Annotated in this window: 14 protein-coding genes; 6 read left to right on the plus strand and 8 right to left on the minus strand. The window is 63.9% G+C overall.

The window, feature by feature from the left end; all coding sequences use genetic code 11:
• Positions 1–136: 136 nt before the first annotated feature.
• The 6 genes from QRN52_RS10680 to QRN52_RS10705 all read right to left on the minus strand — a co-directional run bounded on the left by QRN52_RS10680 (position 137) and on the right by QRN52_RS10705 (position 12,825).
• Entirely contained in the window at positions 137–3,313 is a 3,177-nt protein-coding gene (locus QRN52_RS10680) for an efflux RND transporter permease subunit (RefSeq protein ID WP_284752705.1), read from the minus strand.
• A gap of 1 nt (position 3,314) precedes the next feature.
• On the minus strand, positions 3,315–3,779 hold the full coding sequence (locus tag QRN52_RS10685; protein WP_284752706.1) for an efflux RND transporter periplasmic adaptor subunit: 465 nt from the start codon (positions 3,777–3,779) through the stop codon (positions 3,315–3,317).
• Positions 3,776–6,988 carry an efflux RND transporter permease subunit gene (locus tag QRN52_RS10690; protein ID WP_284752707.1) on the minus strand — a complete coding sequence of 1,071 codons (3,213 nt, stop codon included), beginning with the start codon at positions 6,986–6,988 and terminating at the stop codon, positions 3,776–3,778. The genes QRN52_RS10685 and QRN52_RS10690 overlap by 4 nt, the downstream gene beginning before the upstream one ends.
• 275 nt (positions 6,989–7,263) lie before the next feature.
• Positions 7,264–8,082: a hypothetical protein gene (locus tag QRN52_RS10695; RefSeq protein ID WP_284752708.1), complete on the minus strand. Its 819-nt coding sequence runs from the start codon at positions 8,080–8,082 to the stop codon at positions 7,264–7,266.
• A gap of 598 nt (positions 8,083–8,680) precedes the next feature.
• Positions 8,681–11,794, minus strand: coding sequence for a PAS domain S-box protein (locus QRN52_RS10700; RefSeq protein ID WP_284752709.1), 3,114 nt, complete (start codon positions 11,792–11,794; stop codon positions 8,681–8,683).
• A 140-nt stretch (positions 11,795–11,934) separates the two neighbouring features.
• Complete coding sequence (locus QRN52_RS10705) at positions 11,935–12,825, minus strand: ribonuclease Z (RefSeq protein ID WP_284752710.1); 891 nt, start codon at positions 12,823–12,825, stop codon at positions 11,935–11,937.
• A gap of 104 nt (positions 12,826–12,929) precedes the next feature.
• Between QRN52_RS10705 and QRN52_RS10710 the strand changes: the two genes are divergently transcribed.
• Positions 12,930–13,913 (plus strand): dienelactone hydrolase family protein, encoded by a 984-nt coding sequence (locus tag QRN52_RS10710; protein WP_284752711.1) that lies wholly within the window; start codon positions 12,930–12,932, stop codon positions 13,911–13,913.
• Positions 13,914–13,940: 27 nt separating this feature from the next.
• Positions 13,941–14,615: a DNA alkylation repair protein gene (locus tag QRN52_RS10715; RefSeq protein ID WP_284752712.1), complete on the plus strand. Its 675-nt coding sequence runs from the start codon at positions 13,941–13,943 to the stop codon at positions 14,613–14,615.
• Here QRN52_RS10715 and QRN52_RS24010 read toward each other — a convergent pair.
• Together QRN52_RS24010 and QRN52_RS10730 are read right to left on the minus strand one after the other, a co-directional pair.
• A complete protein-coding gene (locus tag QRN52_RS24010) occupies positions 14,588–16,060 on the minus strand; it encodes a polysaccharide deacetylase family protein (RefSeq protein WP_460455427.1) in 1,473 nt (490 codons plus the stop codon). The genes QRN52_RS10715 and QRN52_RS24010 overlap by 28 nt on opposite strands.
• 96 nt (positions 16,061–16,156) lie before the next feature.
• Entirely contained in the window at positions 16,157–17,308 is a 1,152-nt protein-coding gene (locus tag QRN52_RS10730) for a PDDEXK nuclease domain-containing protein (RefSeq protein WP_284752713.1), read from the minus strand.
• 207 nt (positions 17,309–17,515) lie between these two features.
• Here QRN52_RS10730 and QRN52_RS10735 point away from each other — a divergent pair, with 207 nt between their 5' ends.
• The 4 genes from QRN52_RS10735 to QRN52_RS10750 all read left to right on the plus strand — a co-directional run bounded on the left by QRN52_RS10735 (position 17,516) and on the right by QRN52_RS10750 (position 19,900).
• Positions 17,516–17,710 carry a DUF1918 domain-containing protein gene (locus QRN52_RS10735; protein ID WP_059389323.1) on the plus strand — a complete coding sequence of 65 codons (195 nt, stop codon included), beginning with the start codon at positions 17,516–17,518 and terminating at the stop codon, positions 17,708–17,710.
• Positions 17,711–17,799: 89 nt separating this feature from the next.
• A complete protein-coding gene (locus tag QRN52_RS10740) occupies positions 17,800–18,288 on the plus strand; it encodes a DedA family protein (RefSeq protein ID WP_284752714.1) in 489 nt (162 codons plus the stop codon).
• 32 nt (positions 18,289–18,320) lie between these two features.
• Positions 18,321–19,124: a thioesterase family protein gene (locus tag QRN52_RS10745; protein WP_284752715.1), complete on the plus strand. Its 804-nt coding sequence runs from the start codon at positions 18,321–18,323 to the stop codon at positions 19,122–19,124.
• Entirely contained in the window at positions 19,124–19,900 is a 777-nt protein-coding gene (locus QRN52_RS10750; protein ID WP_284752716.1) for a lipoate--protein ligase family protein, read from the plus strand. Before QRN52_RS10745 ends, QRN52_RS10750 begins: the two co-directional genes overlap by 1 nt.
• Positions 19,901–19,903: the final 3 nt, after the last annotated feature.

Here is a 19,903-nt window from a genome sequence, read left to right on the forward strand (position 1 = left end):
CGACGGCCTCCACGGCCGGGCTGCTGCCCGCGCTCCAGGCTGTCCTTCCATCCATACCCACAGCATCGCAGGAGGCACCGACAATTTAGTCCCGCCGCCGACGGGCACGAGGCAGACGAACGCGAGATGCACTCGGCTAGCTAGGTTCCTGCGCTCGGGAAGGAACCATTCGCCTGAATCTCCGGAAAGGGAACGTGAGAGCCTCCCGTGAATCACGGGACCCTGATTTTGCGAAGCGGAGGTAGAGGGAAGGAACAATGAACAAATTGAGCAGTGTGGATGTGACAAGTCCGCCCAGAATGACCACGGCCATGGGATGTTCGATTTCGTGGCCCGGGATATTGCCCATGACCACCAAGGGTACGAGGGCAAGTCCGGTAGCCAAGGTGGTCATGAGGATCGGGGAAAGCCGTTCCGCAGCTCCGCGCAACACGAGGGCGCGGCCGAAGGCTTCATCCTCGTTCCTTTCCAGATGCTGGCAGTGGCTGATGAGCAGGATCCCGTTACGCGCCGCGATGCCCATCACCGTGAGGAACCCGACGAGTGACCCTAGGGACAGGACCCCTCCGGTGATGTAGGCGGCGAAAACTCCGCCGACGAGGGCTATGGGAAGCGTCAGCAGTGCGAGTAGGGCCAGCCGCCAGCTCCGGAACGATGCTTGCAGGAACAGGAAGATCAGGGCAAGGGCAGCCACGGCGAAGATCGTCAGGCGTTCGGTGGCCGCCTGGCGTTCCGTGTACTCGCCGAGGAGCTGGACGCTGTAACCCGGCGGCAGGTTCATCTCTTCGAGGCGTTCCTGTAGCGTGCGGACAACGGTCCCGAGGTCCGCGTCCTTTTCGATAAAGGAGCCGACCTCGACTCTGCGGGAACCGTTCGTGCGGTCAATGAGGTTGGGTGTCGCTTGCACACTGACAGCGGCGACGTCGGCCAGCCGGACTCGCTGTCCGCTGGGGGTGTCGAGCGGCAAGTCTTCAATGCTGGTGACGCTGGCGCGGGTCTCCGGAGTGCTCCAAACCTGGACGTCATAGGCACGTCCGTCCCGGAAGACATCGCCGACCTCTTCCCCGGCGACGAGCGTCGCGGCTGCCCGCCTGACATCGCCGGGTTTCAGCCCATACTTCTGGGCGGCGGCTAGGTCCACCTTGACCGTAATCTGCGGCACCTCGACTTCCAGGGAAACGTGGGGTTCATTGGTGCCCTGGATGTGGTCAAGGATGGATTTGATCTTCTGGGCCTGGTCCCGAAGCACGTTGAGGTCATCGCCGTAGACCCGGACCAGGATTGGTTCGCTGGCGCCGGTCAGGACCTCTTCGATTCTCTCTTTCAGGTAGGTCTGGACGTCACGGTGCAGGCCCGGATAGCCGTCGACGACCTCCTGGACAGCGGCCACCGTTTTTTCGTAGTCGGCGTGGCGGTCGATGCTGATCCAGTTTTCCCCGGCGTTGACGCCGACGATCTCGTCTGCGGTGAACGCCTGGCCAATGTGTGTTCCGCAGTTCAGGACTCCGGGCACCTTGAGGAGCTCCTCGCAGCCCCGCTGTGAGATGCGGTATTCCTCCGCCGCAGATGTTCCGGGCTCCGAGACCCAGTGCATCAGAAAGTCCCGTTCCTTGAAGGTGGGGAACAAGGACTGGCCCAGCAGGGGAGCGATCGCCAGACCCACCAGTGCGATGGCGCCGAAACCGGCGTAGCCGTAGCGGGGCCGATTCATGGTCCGGGACAAGGCGGCGTGGTATCCGCGTTTGAGCACCCGGACCAGGGGAGGATCGCGCTGCTCCAGTTTCGCGTTGCCGAGCAGAATCAGGGCCAGCGCAGGGGTCACCGTCAGCGCGACCAGCATCGAGGCGAGGACGGCCAAGGTATAGGAAACGGCGAGCGGCCGGAAGAAGACACCGGTCAGTCCGTCGAGGAAGAAGATGGGAAGGGCCGCGACGACGATGATCAACGTCGCGTAGACAATCGGACTTCGCATTTCCAGGGAGGCCCGGAGCACCACCGACGCCGTTGATTCCTCGCTGCCCACGGCCCGGTGTTGCCTGAGCCTGCGCATGATGTTTTCGACGTCGATGATCGCGTCGTCGACGACGACACCCACCGCGATCACCAGCCCCGCCAGGACCATCGTGTTGATGGAGCTGGCCGTGAAGTACAGCACGAGCGCCGCCGTCAGCAGGGAGAGCGGAATGGCCACAAGACTGATCAGCGCGGTGCGCCACTGGAAGAGGAAGGCGCCGAGGATCATGACCACCAGCAGGCAGCCCAGGAGCAGCGCGAGGCTGAGGTTGGAAATCGCCTCTTCGATGAAGCTCGCCGGACGGAAGATGGTGGTGTCGAAAGTGATTCCACTCAATCCCGGCTGGAGCTGGCGGAGGGCATCCTCAACTCCCTTCGTCACGTCGAGCGTGTTGCCCCAAGGGAGTTTTTCGACGATGAGCATGAGCCCGTGCCCGTTGTTGATGACCGCATCGCCGATGAGCGGCTGGTGGTCCTCCACGACCTTGGCAACGTCGCCCAAGTGAAGCGCGACGCCGTCCTTTTCCCTGATGGTGACCTGCGCCAAGTCCGCGGGGCTGGAGACCGCCTGGACATGCCGGACGCCCATTCTCTGGTTCGGACTGTCGATGAAGCCGCCCGTGCCGATGAAACGGCCGGGGGAGTACTTCAGCAGCCCGGCGTCCACGGCGCCGGCGGTGACTTCCATGACCTCGTTGAGCGAAACGTTTTCAGCCTTGAGCCTGTCCGGCTGCACCTGGACCTGCAGCATTTGGAGCCGCTCACCCCAGATGGCGACGTTGGCCACCCCGGGTACGCGGAGCAACCGGGCGCGGATCGTCCAGTAGGAGAGCATGGACATCTCGATCAGGGACCGGTTCGAGGAGGTCATGCCGATCTTCATGACGCGGCTCGTCGAGGACAGGGGCTGCAGCATGACCGGCGGAGCCGCCCAGGTGGGCAGTGCAGAGGTCACCGCCGCCATCCGCTCCGAGACCAGCTGGCGGGCGTTCAGCAGATCGGTACCCTGCTTGAAGACAAGTACGATCGAGGACAGCTGGGGCACGGATTTGGAGCGCAGCTCATCCAGGCCGGGCATGCCGCTCAGCGAAGCCTCGATCGGGACGCTTACCAGCTCTTCCACTTCCTGCGCGGTCAGGCCCAGGCAGGCAGTCTGGATCTCCACGCGCGGGGGCGCGAACTCCGGAAAGACATCGATGGACGCTGAGCTCAACTGCACAGAGCCCAACAGCATCACCGCGCAGGCCAGTGCAACAACCACGGTCCTGAATTTGAGGCTGATGCCGATGATCCAACGCATCTCAGTGGGCCGTATCGAATTCCTCGCCGAACAGTTCTTCGGCCCCCAGCGTTACCACCTCCGTGCCGACAGGCGGACCCTCTTTCAGCAGGGCGGCTTCGCCGGCGATGCGCTCGATGTTGACCGCCTGGCGGACATACACTCGGGGCTCCGGATTCGTGTACACCCAGGTCCTGCCCTGGCTGTCGTACAGGATCGCCCCGTAGGGGACGGTGAGCTTCCCCTGCGGACCGGACGCCGCCATCCCTGTCTTTAGCCCAAGACGTTCGACGGCGCGTTCCGTCAGGGTGATGCGGTGCAGGTCCGTCCCCGGGACTTCTTCCATGGTCGCAGGGGCATCCGCGCCTGGCACGGCTTCGGCTTGCGGCTGGGAGCAGGCCGGCAACGATAGCGTCATGAACGCGGCGACCACCAGGGCGATGAGGACCTTCGTGCCGCGGCCCTGCTGGGAAGCTAACTTTTTCATGATGCACCCTCGTTCTGCGCCCGGAGCAGCGAATCGTTCCGGGTTGCGGTCCTGGGCGCCCGCTCCGGTCCGAATCGAAGCAAAAGTGCGGGCAAGACAAATAGCAGGAAAGGAGTCGTGGTCAGTAGCCCGCCCCAGATAATGACGGCGAGCGGTTGGATGATTTCAGTTCCGACCACGCCGCCGAAGAGCGCGAGCGGGAGCAGTGCAAGAGCCGTCATCAGGGCCGACATCAGTACGGGCATCAACCGATCCCGCGCGCTTCGGACGACGAGCGCGGGCCCGTAGGCCGCGCCCGCCTCGGTCCGCAAGCTTTGGGCGTGCCGTATCAGCAGGATGGAACCACGCACGGCGATACCCAGTACGGCGGAGAAGGCAGGAAGCGAGACCAAGGAGTTGACTCCGCCGGTCATTTGGGCAGTGAGCACCCCGCCCGAGAGCGCCGCAATAAGGCCCAGGAAGACCATCGCGCCTAGCCGCCAGCTTCCAAGCGCCGTCTGGAGGAGCACGAGGATGCCGGCCGCAGCGACCGCCGCCAGTAGCCAAAGCCACCGGGCGCTATTCTGCTGCTCTGCGTACCGGGTGAGGATTTCCGCATGGTACGAGAGCGGGAACTGGAGCTGCCGGAGGCCCTTCTCGATGTCCTGCTGCACGTCGTTGAGCGCGCGCCCTTGAATTTCAGCCTTCACATCGATCCGGCGCGAGGTGTCATCGTGGAGGATGACCGCCTCGTTCCCGACCATCTTGACCTGCGCCACGTCGCCGAGGCGTACGTGCCCGCCGCTGGGGGTGTCGATCAGCAGCTCGCGGACGCTGGTAAGGCTGTTCCGGGTCGACGGCGTTCCTTTGACGATCACCGAAAAGACCTTTTGTTGCTGGTAGATGTTGCCGACTTCGATTCCCTGCAGCAGGGCAGCGGCCGCGCGCCTGACATCGCCTGGGATGACGCCCGCCTTCTGGGCCGCTGCCAGGTCAACCTGGACCTCGACGATGGGTTGTTGGGCGGGCGCGTCGACGTGGGGATTGACGACGCCGTCGGTCCGGGCCAAAATCTGCCGGACTTCATCTGCCTTCTGGCGGAGCGTGGCCATATCCAGGCCGTACACCCGGACGGTGAATCCGGCGTCGGCGGTCTCGCGGATCTGCTCGATCTTCTGCTGAGCGTATGTGGATACTTTGCTGGTCAACCCCGGGTACCCATCTACTACGTGCTGGACGGCCGCTGCGGTGTCGCGGTAGGAGGCATCCGGAGAAACGGTCACCCAGAGCTCCCCAGCGCTGATGTCACCCACCTGGTCCGAAGTGATGGCGCGCCCGACGTGTCCCCCCACATTGGCCACTCCGGGAAGGGTCCGGAGCTCTTGGGCGGCCGCATCAGTGATCCGGCTCATTTCCTGGTCTGATGTGCCGGCGATCGTACTCCACTGCACCACGAGGGTCTTGTCCGGCAGGACGGGCACTGTCGGACTGCCTGTGGCCAGTTGGGGCGTGAGGGCAAGTCCGGCGATGGCGACGGCCGCGGCGCCAGCGAATACCCACCGGGCCTTTCCCGCCCCGCGGGATAAAGCACGGCCGTATCCGCTGCGGACCCTGCCCACGGTGCGTCCTTCCCATGCAGTGGTCCGGCGGACGGGCAGGACGAAGACCAGCGCCGCGGTCACAGTCAGCGCCACGATCATCGCGACGGCAAGCGTGAGCAGATAGGAAAGGAGCAGCGGACCGAAAAGCGCTCCGTCCTCGCCCGGCACGAAGAACACGGGCAGCACGGACAACGCCATGATCAGCAGAGAGTAGAGAATCGGCGTTCGCACTGCCCGGAGGGACCCCGATATCAAGGTGTCGCTCGACTCCGCGGCGCCGGACCCGACGCCGGACCCCACGCCGGCCGCGACGCCGGACCCCACGCCGGCCCCGACGCCAGCCCTGCCAGCCCTGCCAGCGCGGACTGCGCCATAGAGGTCTTCGGCGACGTCTCCAACGATGACGGCCAAGGCCAGGACCATGCCGGCCAGGACCATGGTGTTCATCCCGGTGCCTCTCAGGTACAGCACCAAAGCTGCCGCCGTCAGTGAGACCGGAATCGTGACCAGGCTGATGACCGCGGTGCGCCAGGACCGGACGAACGCGCCAAACATGGTGGCTATCAGGACCAGCGAGACAAGCAGTGCGACACCAATTGTGCCGACCTCTTCTTGGATGAACGCTGCCTGTCGGTAGACGGTGGTATCGATCGTGACTCCGGACAAGCCCGGCTGAAGGGCATGGAGCGCCTCGTCGATGCCCCGGGTCACATCCCTCGTGTTCGTCTCTGGAAACTTCTCGATGACCAGGAGCAATTCGGCATCCTTGCCGGAAAGTGCATCGCCGATCAGCGGCTGGTGATCGGTCACGACGCGGGCGACGTCGCCCAACACCAGCTTTCCGGCCGGCCCCTCCAAACTGACTTGGCCGAGATCCTCGGGCGTGGTGATCGGCAGGACGTGCTGCACTCCGAGCCGCTGGTGGCCGGTCTCCAGGAAGCCGCCGGTGCCGGGTGTGGACGCCTCAAGGTAACTCAAGGGCGACACCCACACGGCGTTACCGGTGGTGGTAATGACCTCGTCCAGCGTCACGCCCTTGGCTTCGAGTTGCTCAGGATCGACCAGGACCTGCAATTGCTGGTCTCGGAGGCCCCAAATAGCCACGTTCGCGACGCCGGGCACCGCGAGGAGGCCGGGCTTCATGGTCCAGCGGGCCAGGACAGACATGTCAATGGCAGACATCTCTTTGGAAGTCAGCCGAATCATCATGACCCGGCTCGTCGATGAGAGCGGCTGCATCAGGACGGGCGCTGCAGACACGTTCGGCAACGCGCGCGCCTGTGTCAGGCGCTCGGACACAAGCTGGCGGGCCCGAAAAAGGTCGGTCCCCGGTTTGAACACCATCTGGATGGATGACAGGCCGGGGACGGATTTGGAATGAATGGCTTCCACCCAGGCCACACCGTTCAACAGGTCCGCTTCCATGGGGGAAGTGATCAGCTGTTCAACTTCCGCGGCGGAGAGCCCCAAGGCCTCGGTCTGGATTTCAACCTGTGGAGGGGCGAATTCCGGGAAGGCATCCACTGCCATGCCCGGCAGGCTCGTGAAGCCGAAACCCAGGATCCCCACTGCCAATGCCAGGACCAGAAACCGGAACTGGAGGACCCACCGGAGGATCGTGCCCATCATCGCCGGTCACCCGGTTCCGCGGGAGCGATGGCGGAGAAGCCGTAGAGGGGAGGAGACACTCCAGAATCGATTTTCCGTAAGTGCCTGATGAAAAAGTTAGATCCCCGATACCTGTCCACCACGCGGCTCCTTGGAACTGTGCCAAAGCGCCCCCAGACGTGTACGTCAATAATGAGCCTCGGGCAAACCCCGGGTCAACGCTCCATGCAAGGATTCTCAGGAGAATAACAGGGAATTTTTCATCTTTTCACAAGTGATAGTGGTATACGCAAGAACTAGCCGCCGGAGCCCGGCGTCGCAACCTCGGCGCGGGGCGTTGTGCCGTAAACGCTTGCACTGACCTGGTAGGCGTGCCCGTCCAATTCCAGTGCCTGCTGGTTGATCTCACTCAGCTTGGAGTCTGCGAGCGCCTCCGCTTTGATGAGGTCCAACGACTCTTGGTCCGCACCACCAACCGCTGTCACTTTCACCAGCCCCGTGCCCGCTGAATAGAGCTTTTGCTGGTGGCCCACAGACGGTTCCAGCGGATTGTATTCATCGACGACCAGCACATCGTCATAGCATGCGGCGGGGACGCATACCCGCTCGTGCTGCTTGAAGACAGTTCCGCAATCCAGGAATCCCACGTCGGGTGCGTGGGCCTGGACGTACCCGGGGGTACCGGTCACCGGTTGATCCTGCATGGCGATCCCCGCCTGGGCCTTGGAAATCCCGCTAATGAACGTGCGGGGCGCGCCGGTGAAAGTGCCGTTCTCGTACTCTTCCGGATACTCCCCGAAGAGCCAGACCGCTCCCTTCGCCGTCTGGGCAAAGAAGGCCAGTTCGGATTCCACCAACTGCCCGTCGAAGTAGTCCCGGTCCCACATTACGAGGGTCTTCACGCCGTCAATCACCTTCGTCAGTCCTGTCACGGAGTGGACGACCGTGCGCTCGGAGGTGCCATCGGCACTCTTGACCGTGCCCTTCGTCGTGTACTGCATGCCGGGCTTCAGCGGAAACCACTTGTTGTCTATCCTCGGAGTCGATTGGAAGGCGGAGCTGTCATAGTGGATGGCCGACCCTGCCCCGCAGTACTCTGCGGCGTCGGAGGTCACTGTCGGGGTCGTAGTCGGCGAGGCTGACCCCGACGCCGGCCCTGTCGGTGCCCCGTTTGACGTGGCCGGGGAAGGCGTACTGTTTGGCCCGGAACACGACGCCACCGCGGACAGTGCCAGGAACAGGACGAGCGTGGAACCCCAGGCGGTTAGTCGCTTACTTGGCTGGAACATTTTCGGTGTCCTTCACAACAGGCCAACGTAAGGAGGACTGGGACAGCGAAGAGAGCTCGGCACCCGGGGGAGACCACGTACTTGCCCCGCTGTTCTCAAGCCGCACCGCCCACGGTCCAACTTTTCTCAATTGTGCTCCGGCAGGCGCAGAAAAAGAACAGACCCCCGCACAAACCTGAAGTGGTGAGTGCGGGTTCCCTTGGGCAAGCTGGGGGGCCGGCGGCGTCTGGGGTAGAGAGCCCCGAGCCCCGGGCTCCAGGGGCCCTCCCGCCGTCGGCCCCGTCCAATGCCGGTCCCGGAGGGCCGGCTGGTCTATCTCAAGCCGCGGAAGTGTTCCTGTGTTAATTCAACATCTTTCGCGGCCCTAAGGCACGAGTGCCGCCTACTCGTTTTCCAGGCATGATTGGCTGGACACGCGGGCGGCCTACGTAAGCAAGGCGTTCTCCAACTCCTTGTCCACCCGTGCCAGCTCGGCAAGGAGCCGGGTCAGCAGCTCGGCCCCGGACTCGCCGCCGTCCTTGCGTCCAAGATTCTCCAATTCCTGGCACAGGGATGCAGCGCCGGTGGCCCCGATATTGGCTGCCGCACCCTTGAGCGCGTGGGCTGCCTGTTCGAGTTCCGCTCCGCCGCCATCTTCCAACGCCTGATGAAGGGCAGCCACGCCGGAGGGAACGCCGCGCCGGAACGCTTCGGCCGCTGCGGGCAAGAGCCCAAGCCCATCCGCCGGACCCAGTTCACGAAGTACAGCGAGACGTCCCGGGTCAACGGCCGGTGCTTCAGCTTCGGGGGCAGCCTCGCTGGGAACCCACGCCTTCAGGGCATCCTCCAAGGCAGCCAGATCGACTGGTTTGCTGAGGTAATCATCCATGCCGGCTGAAAGGCAGCGCTCGCGGTCTTCGTCCTGGGCTCCGGCGGTCATGGCGATGATGGGCAGCCGCGCGGAGCGGTTCTCCCTTGCTCGAATGCGCTTGGTTGCTTCGAAACCGTCCATGACGGGCATGTGGCAATCCATGAGCACCGCCGCATAGGAGCGGGCGGCGATGGCGGAGACAGCCTCGGCGCCATCGGCGGCCACCTCGGCTTGGTAGCCCAGTTTGGCAACCATTTCACAGGCAACGAGTTGGTTCACCTCGTTGTCTTCCACCACAAGTATCCTTCCTTTGGAAGGCGTGTCCGGACTCGGGGGCCGGGCAAGTGCGGACGCCTGTTCGGTCGCTGCATTGCCCGCAACGAGCCGCATCAGGCGGTCGTAGAGTTCCGAGCCGCGTACGGGTTTCGTGAGCCATTCGCTGATTCCCGCATCAGTCATATCGGTCTTGGATACCTGGGACGCGGACGTCAGCATCATGAGACGGATTCCCCGCAGGGCCGGGTCGCCGGAAAGCTCGTGGGCAAGCTCGAGGCCGTCCATGTCCGGCATGCACATGTCGAGCACGGCAATGTCGAAGGGTTGGCCAGCGGCGGCTGCCGTCCGTGATCGATCGAGGGCCGTGCGTGCGTCGGCTACCGCGTCCGGCCGCAGCCCCCACGTGTCCAATTGCGATTCCAGCACAAACCTGTTGGTGGCATTGTCGTCGACCACCAACACACGCAGACCCGCCAGTAGGCTCGGGACCGGGGGTTCGGGAAGTCGTCCGGGTTCATTAGCCAGCGGCAATCGGAGGGAGAACCAGAAGGTGCTTCCCTCGCCGGGCGTACTGCTCAAACCGATTTCCCCGCCCATCACTTCCGTCAGACGCCGGCAGATGGCCAGGCCCAGCCCGGTTCCACCGTACCGACGCGTGGTGGAGGCATCCGCTTGGGAGAACGAATCGAACAAGCGCAGATGATCCGCGGCGTCGATGCCGATGCCGGTGTCGCTGACCTCGAATCGCACTAGCGCGGTTCTTGCGTCCTGGTCCGCGATGTTCACCCTGATGGCGACTTCACCGGACGCGGTGAACTTTACGGCGTTGGAAGCCAGGTTCAACAGGATCTGCCGGATCCGGCCGGCATCGCCGGCCAGCTGCGCGGGAACATCGGGGTGGCAGTACGCAATGAGTTCCAGGCCCTTGCCCTGAGCTGCTTCTGCCAGGAGCCCGGCGACTTCCTCCATCAGCAACTGCGGATCGAAGGGGGTGATGTCCAGGTCGATTTTCCCCGCTTCCAACTTCGAGAAATCCAGGATGTCGTTAATCAAGGTCAACAAAGCTCCGGCGGCGGTCTGAACCCCTTCGGCATATTTGCGCTGTGCTCCATCCAGGGGTGTGTCCAACAACAGCGTTGTCAGCCCTATGACTCCGTTCATGGGGGTACGGATCTCATGGCTCATCGTCGCGAGGAACTCGGACTTCAACCTGCTCGATTCCAGGGCCGCCTCCCGGGCGCCCAACAGTTCCGCCTCAGCGGCACGCCGGGCAGTAATGTCCTGCCCGATGGTCGCAATTCCGATGACCCCCTGTTCGCCGTGGATCGGGGAGACCGTCAAGGACACGGGGACGACGGACCCATCCTTGCGCATCCGGTCGGTCTCGAAGCTGCGGGCCTGTCCGCCATTCAGGACAGCGGCCAGCACCTCGTCCTCGGCCTGGAGGTAGGGCGGAACGAGGAGCCCGACGTTCTGCCCTGTCGCTTCAGCCGCAGTGTATCCGTACAGCTTCTCCGCCCCGGGGTTCCAGCTGGTGATGAGGCCCTCGGGCGTCATGCCGATGATCGCGTCGGCCGAGGACTCAACGATCGCGGCCAAGCCCTCCACTTGGGCGAGGGCCTCCCGCGCCTGGTCCTGTGCGCGCTGGCGGGAAGTGACGTCACGGAAACTCCAGACCCGTCCCACGATCTCATCCCCGACCAGTTGGGGCCGGGAATACCGCTCAAACGTCCGCCCGTCACGGAATTCCAACATATCCAGGCTCTCCGCCCCCGGATCGGCGTACAGTTCCTGGACTTTGCCTATGAAGCCGTCGGGATCCGTGAGCTGATCCAGGACGAAAGCCAACAGCCGGCCGTCGTCGTGGGACTCCATAAGATCCGTGGGGATGCCCCACAATTCAGCGAACCGTTCATTCGAACCCGCAATGCTACCGTCTGCCCCGACAACCAGAATGCCGTCCGCTGTGGACTCCAGGGTGGCACTGAGCAAAGAGAGCGCATCACGGAGTTCTGCGTCAACGCGAACGCGGTCACTTACCTCGCGGATGGAGGCGACGAGCTGCAGGCCGGGTCCGACGCCGAGGGGAGCGAAGCTCACCTCAATGGGAAACTCGGTGCCGTCGCGGTGGCGGCCGAACAGTTTCAGGTCGGTCCCGGCACGGCGTATTCCCGGATCACTGGCAAAGAGGTCCCGGATGGCGCCACCTTGGCCCATGAACCGCGCCGGAAGCAGCAACTCATAATGCTTGCCGAGCAGCTGGCTACGCGAATAGCCGAATAGCTGCTCTGCGTAGGCATTGCCGAACGCGATCTGACCGTCCGCGTCGATTACGAGCAAAGCGTCCGGTACGGCCTCAACCAGGCCCCTGAAAGAGCCGACGTGATCCAGCGGCTGCTTTTCGTTTGTCATTTCGGCCCCCAGAGCTGAATAGATGACAAGCCCGCCCACATCGGCGGGCGCCTGGGTGTGCCGGTGTGGCCCTCCCCACGGACAGATTATCCGGGAACCGACTCGAAAGCATCACAAAAATGCCATGTACTTCCGGGCGACTACAACCACCGCTGCCGCTTCGGGAAGGGAACCCGGTCCAGGTCGTTCGCGGCCATGACGGCAGCTCCGCCGGACCGCGCGCGGGCCTGCTCCGCGAGCAGTCCGACGTCGGTGTAGCGCGACGAGAAATGGGTGAGAATGAGCATGCCTGCGCCGGCGGCGGCAGCCAACGCCCCCGCCTGCCCGGCGGTGAGGTGGCGGTACTGCGCCGCAAGGCCGCCGTCGTCGTCGCTGAAAGTGGACTCAGCCACGAGAAGGTCCACGCCCTCGGCGAGTTCCTCCGCCCCCGCACATGGCGCCGTGTCCATCACGAAGGCGAAGCTCTGTGCGGGCCTCGGCACGCTCACGTCTTCCAAGCGCACGCCGCCCAGGCTCCCGTCCCGCTGCAGGAGGCTGATATCCGATCCGGTAATCCCGGCCGCCGCAAGCCGCTCCGGCAGAAGGCTGCGGCCCTCGGGCTCCACAACCCTGTAGCCGTATGTCTCGATTCGATGGAGCAGCGGGCGCACCTCCAATCCCGCGGCGATAGGACCCGCGCCGCCGTGCGGATGAAGCCGAAGGTCGATGCCGGGAGACGCAACAGCCACGAGGGCGCGGATCATGTCCTCACCGGACGCGGGATAGTGCAAGTGGATTGGATGCTCCACCCGGTCCAGTGCCATGCGCGAAAGCACGCCCGGCAGCCCGAAACAGTGGTCGCCATGGACATGGGTAATGCAGATACGCGTGATCTGGCTGGCCGAGACGCCAGCTTGGATCATTTGCCGCTGGGTGCCTTCTCCCGGATCGAAGAGCAGGCCCTCGCCATCCCAATGGAGCACGTATCCGTTGTGGTTGCGCGTCCTGGTAGGGACCTGGGAGGCGGTGCCGAGAACCACGAATTCACGCATGGAACCGAGTGTCTCACTACTTGGCGGCTCCACCCATCATCTTGGGCACCCTTGCCCGGTGACGGTCTTGGGAGGAGGATATGCGGCAAACTCAGGAGGCTTTCGTGACACAGCTTGGCAAATTTGAGAAGTACCTGGTCGAGGAATTCTTTGACGATTACCGTGCCGGAGACATGTCCCACGGTACATTCATTCGTCGGGTGGCGTTCATCACCGGGAGCATGGCCGCGGCTTCCTCGACGATGCTGCAGCTCGGATGTGCTCCGCATGAGGTCCCGCGAAGCACCGATCCCATGCCAAGCCCCATGGCTTCGTCGGCCCGGCTGGCAGGGGAGGCGACGACGGCGGCCGCCGGGCCAGTGCCGGGGGCGAAGAGTCCCCTTTCCGTGCCTGAGGGCGTGTCCGGCCTTGTGACGGCCACTGTCCGGTTCCCCGCCGGCGGAACCGGGATCAGCGCCTACCTTGCGAGGCCCGAGGGGGCCGATGCGGGACCGGCGGTGCTCGTCTGCCATGAGAACCGCGGACTTACCCCGCACATCCAGGACGTCGCGCGCCGTTTCGCCAAGGCCGGGTACGTCGCATTGGCACCGGACCTCCTGAGCCGGGAGGGAGGCACGCCGGGCGTGGATGCCGACGCAGTCCCCGGAGCGCTGACACGGGCAGGAGCTGAGCGCCATGTTTCGGACTTTTCCGCGGGTTTCGATTACCTCCGGTCATTGGATTTCGTGGACGGCGAGCGGATCGCGATGAATGGCTACTGCTTTGGGGGTGGCATCACTTGGCAGGCCGCGACGGAGATACCCAGGCTGAAAGCCACGGCGGCCTTCTATGGCCCTGCGCCCGAGCTGGAGAAGGTTCCATTCATCAAACCGGCCGTCTTTGGCGTCTATGCCGAACTCGACCAGCGCATCACCGGTGCGATGCCGGCACTCAGGGATGCGCTCGCAGCCACCGATGTCCGCCACAAGCTCACTGTCTATCCCGGCGTCGACCATGCATTCCACAACGACACCAGCGAGCGGTACAACGAAGCGCAGGCGACAGCCGCCTGGCAGGACACGCTGGCCTGGTTCGGGGAGTACGTCTGACCAGACGCTTTGCGAAAGAATGTTCGCATGAGTGACGCAGGCGGGTTTATCGATGAGGCCCTGCGCCGTGAAAGCTCGTGGATCCGCGCTGAAGAGATGCAGACCCGGCTCGGAGGCGGTCTCCGTTGCTACGGCTCCTCAGTCGGGGCTATCCGTGGAACGGTCCGCGACGCCCTGCGCCGCCACCCGGGACTCCCGCACGACGAGGTCACTGCCTTGAGCTCGGAATTGTGGGAGGCGCCCGTCTTCGAGCTCCGGCTCTCGGCAATCGTGTTGTTGCAGTCAAACGTCCATCTGCTGACGAATACCGACCTGACGCGCCTCGAGGGTTTTGTCCGTGAAGGAAGGCTGCGCGAACTGGTCGATCCGCTAGCCGTCGACGTTGTTGGACCCTTGATCGCCGGGCTGGATGGGCAGCCGAGGGTGCGTGCTGAAGGCGTGCTGGATCGTTGGACGCAGGAACCTGACGAGTGGCTGCGGCGCGCCGCCCTGATGTCGCCCCTGAGGGCGCTCCGTGCCGGGGGAGGAGATTGGGACGCGTTTGTGCGCCGCGCCACAACCGCGTTGGACACCGCCCGGGAAACGGGCAGGCAGGCCGAGGTTGTCAGGGAAGCGGTTCACGCCGTGCTGAAACAGGTTGCCAAGCAGCGGCCCGAGCTGCAATTCCCCGGGGCTCAGCTCCTCGGGAAACTGGTGTTGTAGCGGTACATGAAGGCCGCCATGGCATCCCGGGCGACTGCTGTAACTGGCCGATAGGTCCTGGTGCCGTTTGTTTCAGTCCACCCCGTGGAGATTCCCGTGGAGGAGAGCCAGGTTATTTCCTTGTAGAACGCAGTCTGCGGTGTCACGTCGGTGAACGGTGATGCCGCAGGGGCAGTGAAGGCCGGGCTGCCTGCGAGGCGGTACATGAAGGCCGCCATGGCGTCGCGGTTCACAGGCTGAAGCGGGCGGTAGGTCTTGATGCCGTTTCCTTCGTCCCAGCCGGTGGAGATGCCCTGCGTCGCGAGCCACGTGATTTCTTTGTAGAACGGAGTTTGCGGCGTCAGGTCGGCGAACGGAGAAACGGCCGGGGGCGTGAACGCCGGGCTGCCTGCGAGACGGTACATGAAGGCCGCCATGGCGTCGCGGTTCACAGGCTGAAGCGGGCGGTAGGTCTTGGTCCCGTTCGCTTCGACCCAGCCGGTGGAGATGCCCTGGGTTGCGAGCCAATTGATCTCGGTAAAGTACGTGTAATTGGTGGGGACATCACTGAAGGGGCTCGACGCCGGGGGTGGCGGCGGGGGTGGCGGCGGGGTCGACTGCCCCAAGGCCTGGGCGACGGTCCGGACGGAAGTGGTGCCGTTGGCCGTCCGCGCGGCCAGCCAGGTGACGAACGTGTCAAAGAGCGTGGGGCTTATGGTCAGCGTGGGATCAGTTCCGACCGCGATGTGGTGGAAAGTCAACTCCAGCCATCCGCCGGTGCTTTCGGCATTGGTGACCAAATCCTCCAGATTCTGCAGGGTCCAGGTGCTGTCCACTTCGTCCGGCGCCTTGGTGACAAGGGGGTTCGCCGGAGGAAGGGTCTCGGCGAACGGGCAGCTTGGGCAGCTGGCGGGTGAGCGGATGTCGCCCAGGCCTCGCGCGCTCGCAAATCCGCAGTTCTTCACGTCAGTTTGAACGGACGCGTTTTCGGCCGCAAATGGATAGGCGAAGTTGTTCACCTGGAATCCCCAGCTTTCGAGCGTCGACTTGCCGTTGCAGATTTCAGCGCTGGCGGCTGCCGAGGTGAGCGTCGTCAGATCCGGGTGTGTAACAGTGTGGCCGCCGATCTCGTTGCCATCGCCTGCGATGGTGTGCAGGTCCGCCTGCGTGAGGTAACCCGGGGTGCCGATCCAGCTGGTCGTGATGAAGAAGGTTCCCACCAGCCCGTGGGCTTTCAACACCTGTTCGGCGGCAAGCTGGTTGCCGTTGCCGTCGTCGAAGGTCAAACTCACGATGGTGGGGGCTGCTGCCCGTGCGGGAACGGCGACTCCGCTGAGGGCTCCCGCGGTGAGCAGCAGGGCACCCAGGACGGCGACGATCCGCTTGTACTTTTTCGGGTTGTTTATCCGACGAAATCCGGCCGCTCGCGGGCCTTGCTTCCTGAAACGCTGACCAAAGTTGCGCATGGTTCCTCCACGAGACGAGGGCCCCCAGGCGCGTATGAATGTAGGGTACGCCTTGAACCCGGCAGGTTGAACACAAATAGCGGGCAAGGGCCGAATTTACAGCTTGCGTTCAGGTTCCACGGCCGGTGCACGTCCCGTGGCCGCGACGTTGGCCGGTTCGTCAGCAAGCTCTGCCTCAAGGAGTTCGATACTTGGCAGGCTTGAAGCGAAATCCTCAGGGAGCGATTCGATGATTTTGCTCTGCCATTCCGAGACGCCGATGGGCAGGTTGATTCCCCGCAGCGCGTACTCGGCCACCACGTTGTTCTTCTCCTTGCAGAGCAGGAGGCCGATGGCCGGCTTGTCATCCGGATGCGCCAGGAGATCGTCCACAGCTGACATGTACATGCCTAGTTGGCCGACAAATCCGGGCTCGAACTTCACAGCCTTGAGCTCGATCACAACATAGCAGCGGAGCTTCAAGTGATAGAAGAGGAGATCGGCGAAGAACTCATCGCCGTTGATTTCCAATCGGACCTGCTCGCCGACAAAGGCGAAGCCTTGGCCCAGTTCCAGGAGGAACTTCTCCACATGCTGGACGAGTTGGAGCTCCAGTTCCCGCTCATTGCGGCGGTCGGTCATGGCGACGAAGTCGAACACATAAGGGTCCCTGGTGGCTTGTTGGGCAAGATCCGAGTCCGCCGGCATCATGGTGGTCTTGAAGTTGGTAATCGCCTGCCCGGAGCGCTCATGGAGGCGCGTTTCGATCTGATGGGCAAGAACGTTGCGCGACCATCCGTGTTCGACGGCGGCCGCTGCGTACCAGAGGCGGGTCGCGGCGTCGTCGAGCTTCTCGAGCAGTGCGATCTGGTGGTACCAGGGCAATGTTGCAAGCGGCGCTTGCAACATTGGGAACTCGGGCCACGCCTGCGCGAAAGTCTTCATGTAGCGGAGGTTCCTTGGCGAGAATCCCTTGGAATCCGGAAACCGGGTTCGTATGTCCGCTGAGAGGCGGGTGACGACCTTCGAGCCCCAGCCTTCCTCTGATTCCCGCTGCGCCAGTTGCCGGCCGATGGACCAGTAGGACGCGAGCAACGTCCTGTTCGCTGCGGAAATGGCCCGTGAACGTCCTGTACTGACTTCCTTGGAAACGTGGGCAAGCAGCTCCGGGTACCAGTCCGGCATGGACGTTCGCGCCGGGGGAGCCGTGAACGACGCCGCTGCTGCCGCCATCGTGGTCTTTTCCGGTTTCAGTTCCTGACTTTGCACTGGCGTTCCCTCTTTTGTGGCGACTATGGCTTTTGTGGCGACTATGTACGGCGACATGGTTTGTCGAGCGTTTCGTCGAACGTATGGGAGAGGGCTGACAATGTAGGAGCTGCCGGGCGCCACCGCTCGGCCGGTCGGATGGGCCGCCCGCAGCCTGTTCCCACGACGGCCCAACACTCGTAATCTGAATGCTGGGAGGTGGTTCCTGTGGAAGCAGCCCAGGGAGATCGGATCATCATTCATGGCAGGACGGTCGGGGCGTCCGACCGGCACGGCGAGATCATCGAAGTCCGCGGTGCAAATGGTGCGCCGCCGTATTTCGTGCGTTTTGACGATGGTCACGAGACCATCCTTTATCCGGGTGGTGATTTCACGATCGATCGCACAGGCGGCAGCTCGTAGCCGGAGGGACGGCCCACTTCCGCCTTGAGCCAATCCCGCCTTGGGCTAAGGTAAGACTTAGCTGCGAAGGAGACCGGGGGAGGGCATGCGTGGACCAGATCCTGGAGCTGCCCTTTGAGGTGGCGCTTGCGGCGCTCTTCGCTGTGGTGATGGTCCGGGTCAACGCGACATACTGGATCGGCCGCGGCGCAGCGGCGGGAATCGAACGGACGCGGTTCGCGCGCGCCTTGCATCGCCCCAAAGCAAGCAAAGCGCAGGCGCTGATACAACGCTTTGGCCCCTACGCGGTCGTGCTGACCTTCCTGACCATCGGACTCCAAACTGCCGTCAACCTGGCTGCGGGGGCTGCCAGAATGCCACTCAGCCGGTATCTCCCTGCGGCAATAGTAGGCTCCGGCATCTGGGCCTTCGTCTACGCGACCATCGGGCTCGCGGCGATAGACGCCTGGCTCGCCGTCATGGCGGCCTCCCCTTTGGCCGCCGTTCTCCTGGTCCTCTTCCTTGCCGGACTGGCGGTCTGCCTGGTCTTGTGGCGTCGACGTCGGACGGGTGTGGCGCCAGAAGATACAGTGGTCTGAGTTCCATTACCGGACCGGCGAAAGGGCAGGCGTTGAGTATTGAGCTTCCGGACCTTGCGGAAGGCGATTTCTACTACGAATCGCTCGGGAATGGGCGGTTCCGCTCGACCATCCACGCCCAGGGCGCGTGGAATCCGCATGAGCAGCACATGGCGCCCGCATCAGGGATCATGGCTGATGCCCTGCTCCGCCACGAGCCGCGCGACGACGTCCGGCTGGCCCGCCTCAGTTACGAAATCCTGGGATTGATCCCGGGCGGCGAATTCGAAATCACCACTGCCACTGTCCGCCCCGGCAGGACGATTGAACTGATCCAGGCGGAACTCTCGGCGGCAGGACGCGTGGCTATCCGGGCTACCGCCTGGCGGATGGCCACCAGCGACACGAGTGCCGTCGGCGCCATAGAAGACGTCGTCATGCCGGCCCCGGACGAATGCAAGCCGTGGGACGGGGCAAGCGTGTGGCCGGGTGGCTACATCCGGTCCCTGGAAATGCGCATAGCGGAAGGACACCGGGCCGGCTCGGGCAAAGTCTGGATCCGCACAGAGCATCCCCTCACCGACGCGGCGGACAGCCGCGATCTCGCGAGGCTCGTTGGACTCGTGGACACGGCCAACGGTATCGCCGCCCGCGTTTCGCCCGGAAAGAACAGCTACATCTTCCCCAACCTTGACCTGCAGATCCACATGTACCGCGAACCCGCGGGCGAATGGCTGGGCCTGGACAACATGGTCTCCTTTGGCGATGACGGCATCGGCCTGACGTCCACGGTGCTCCACGACATCAGCGGCCCTTTCGGCCGGGCTGAGCAGATCCTCACGCTGAGGAAGAGCTGATGGTTGAAGACCTCACCCGGACGCAGCGCACGCTGACGGTAGTGCGTCAGGAAGAATCGCTCGGCGTCGCTGAAGACCTGGACTTCGGAATTGAGCTCCTCAACCGTGCCCGCAGGGGGCAATTGGTGCCGATGCTCCGCTTGTACCGGCCCCGTCCTACAGTGGCGTTCGGGCAACGCGATGCCAAGCTGCCGGGATTCCAGGCGGCGTCCGAGGCCTGCAGGGACCTCGGTTTCGAACCCTTGATCCGCAAGGCCGGCGGCCGGGCAGCGGCCTACCACCGGGGTACCTTGGTGATCGACCATGTGGAGCCGCACACTGACGCGATTGCCGGAGCGAAGGCCCGCTTCTCCTTCTTTGGCGAGCTCCTGGCGGGTGCGCTCCGCCGCGTCGGGGTGCAGGCCGCCGTCGGGGAGATCCCCGGCGAATACTGCCCTGGTGAGTTCAGCGTCCACGGCCTGGACCCGGATTTCCCAACGCACCAGATCAAGCTGGTCGGCACCGCCCAGAGGGTGGTTTCCGGGGGATGGCTGTTCAGCTCGGTGATCGTCGTCGAGAACTCGGCGCCCATCCGCGAAGTCCTCACTGCCAGCTATGAAGCCCTCGGACTGGAGTGGGACCCCGCCACCGCCGGTGCCGCCAATGACCTCTTGCCGCAACTGGACGTACCCACGGTGGAAGACGCCGTCGTCGCGGCTTACGCGGAATACGCCGAACTGATCGACGGCGATTTCCAGAGCCTGCTCCCGGTGACGAGCACCATTACGCCGTTGTAGCGG

The organism is Arthrobacter sp. efr-133-R2A-120 (genome assembly GCF_030209835.1).
Lineage (GTDB): Bacteria > Actinomycetota > Actinomycetes > Actinomycetales > Micrococcaceae > Arthrobacter.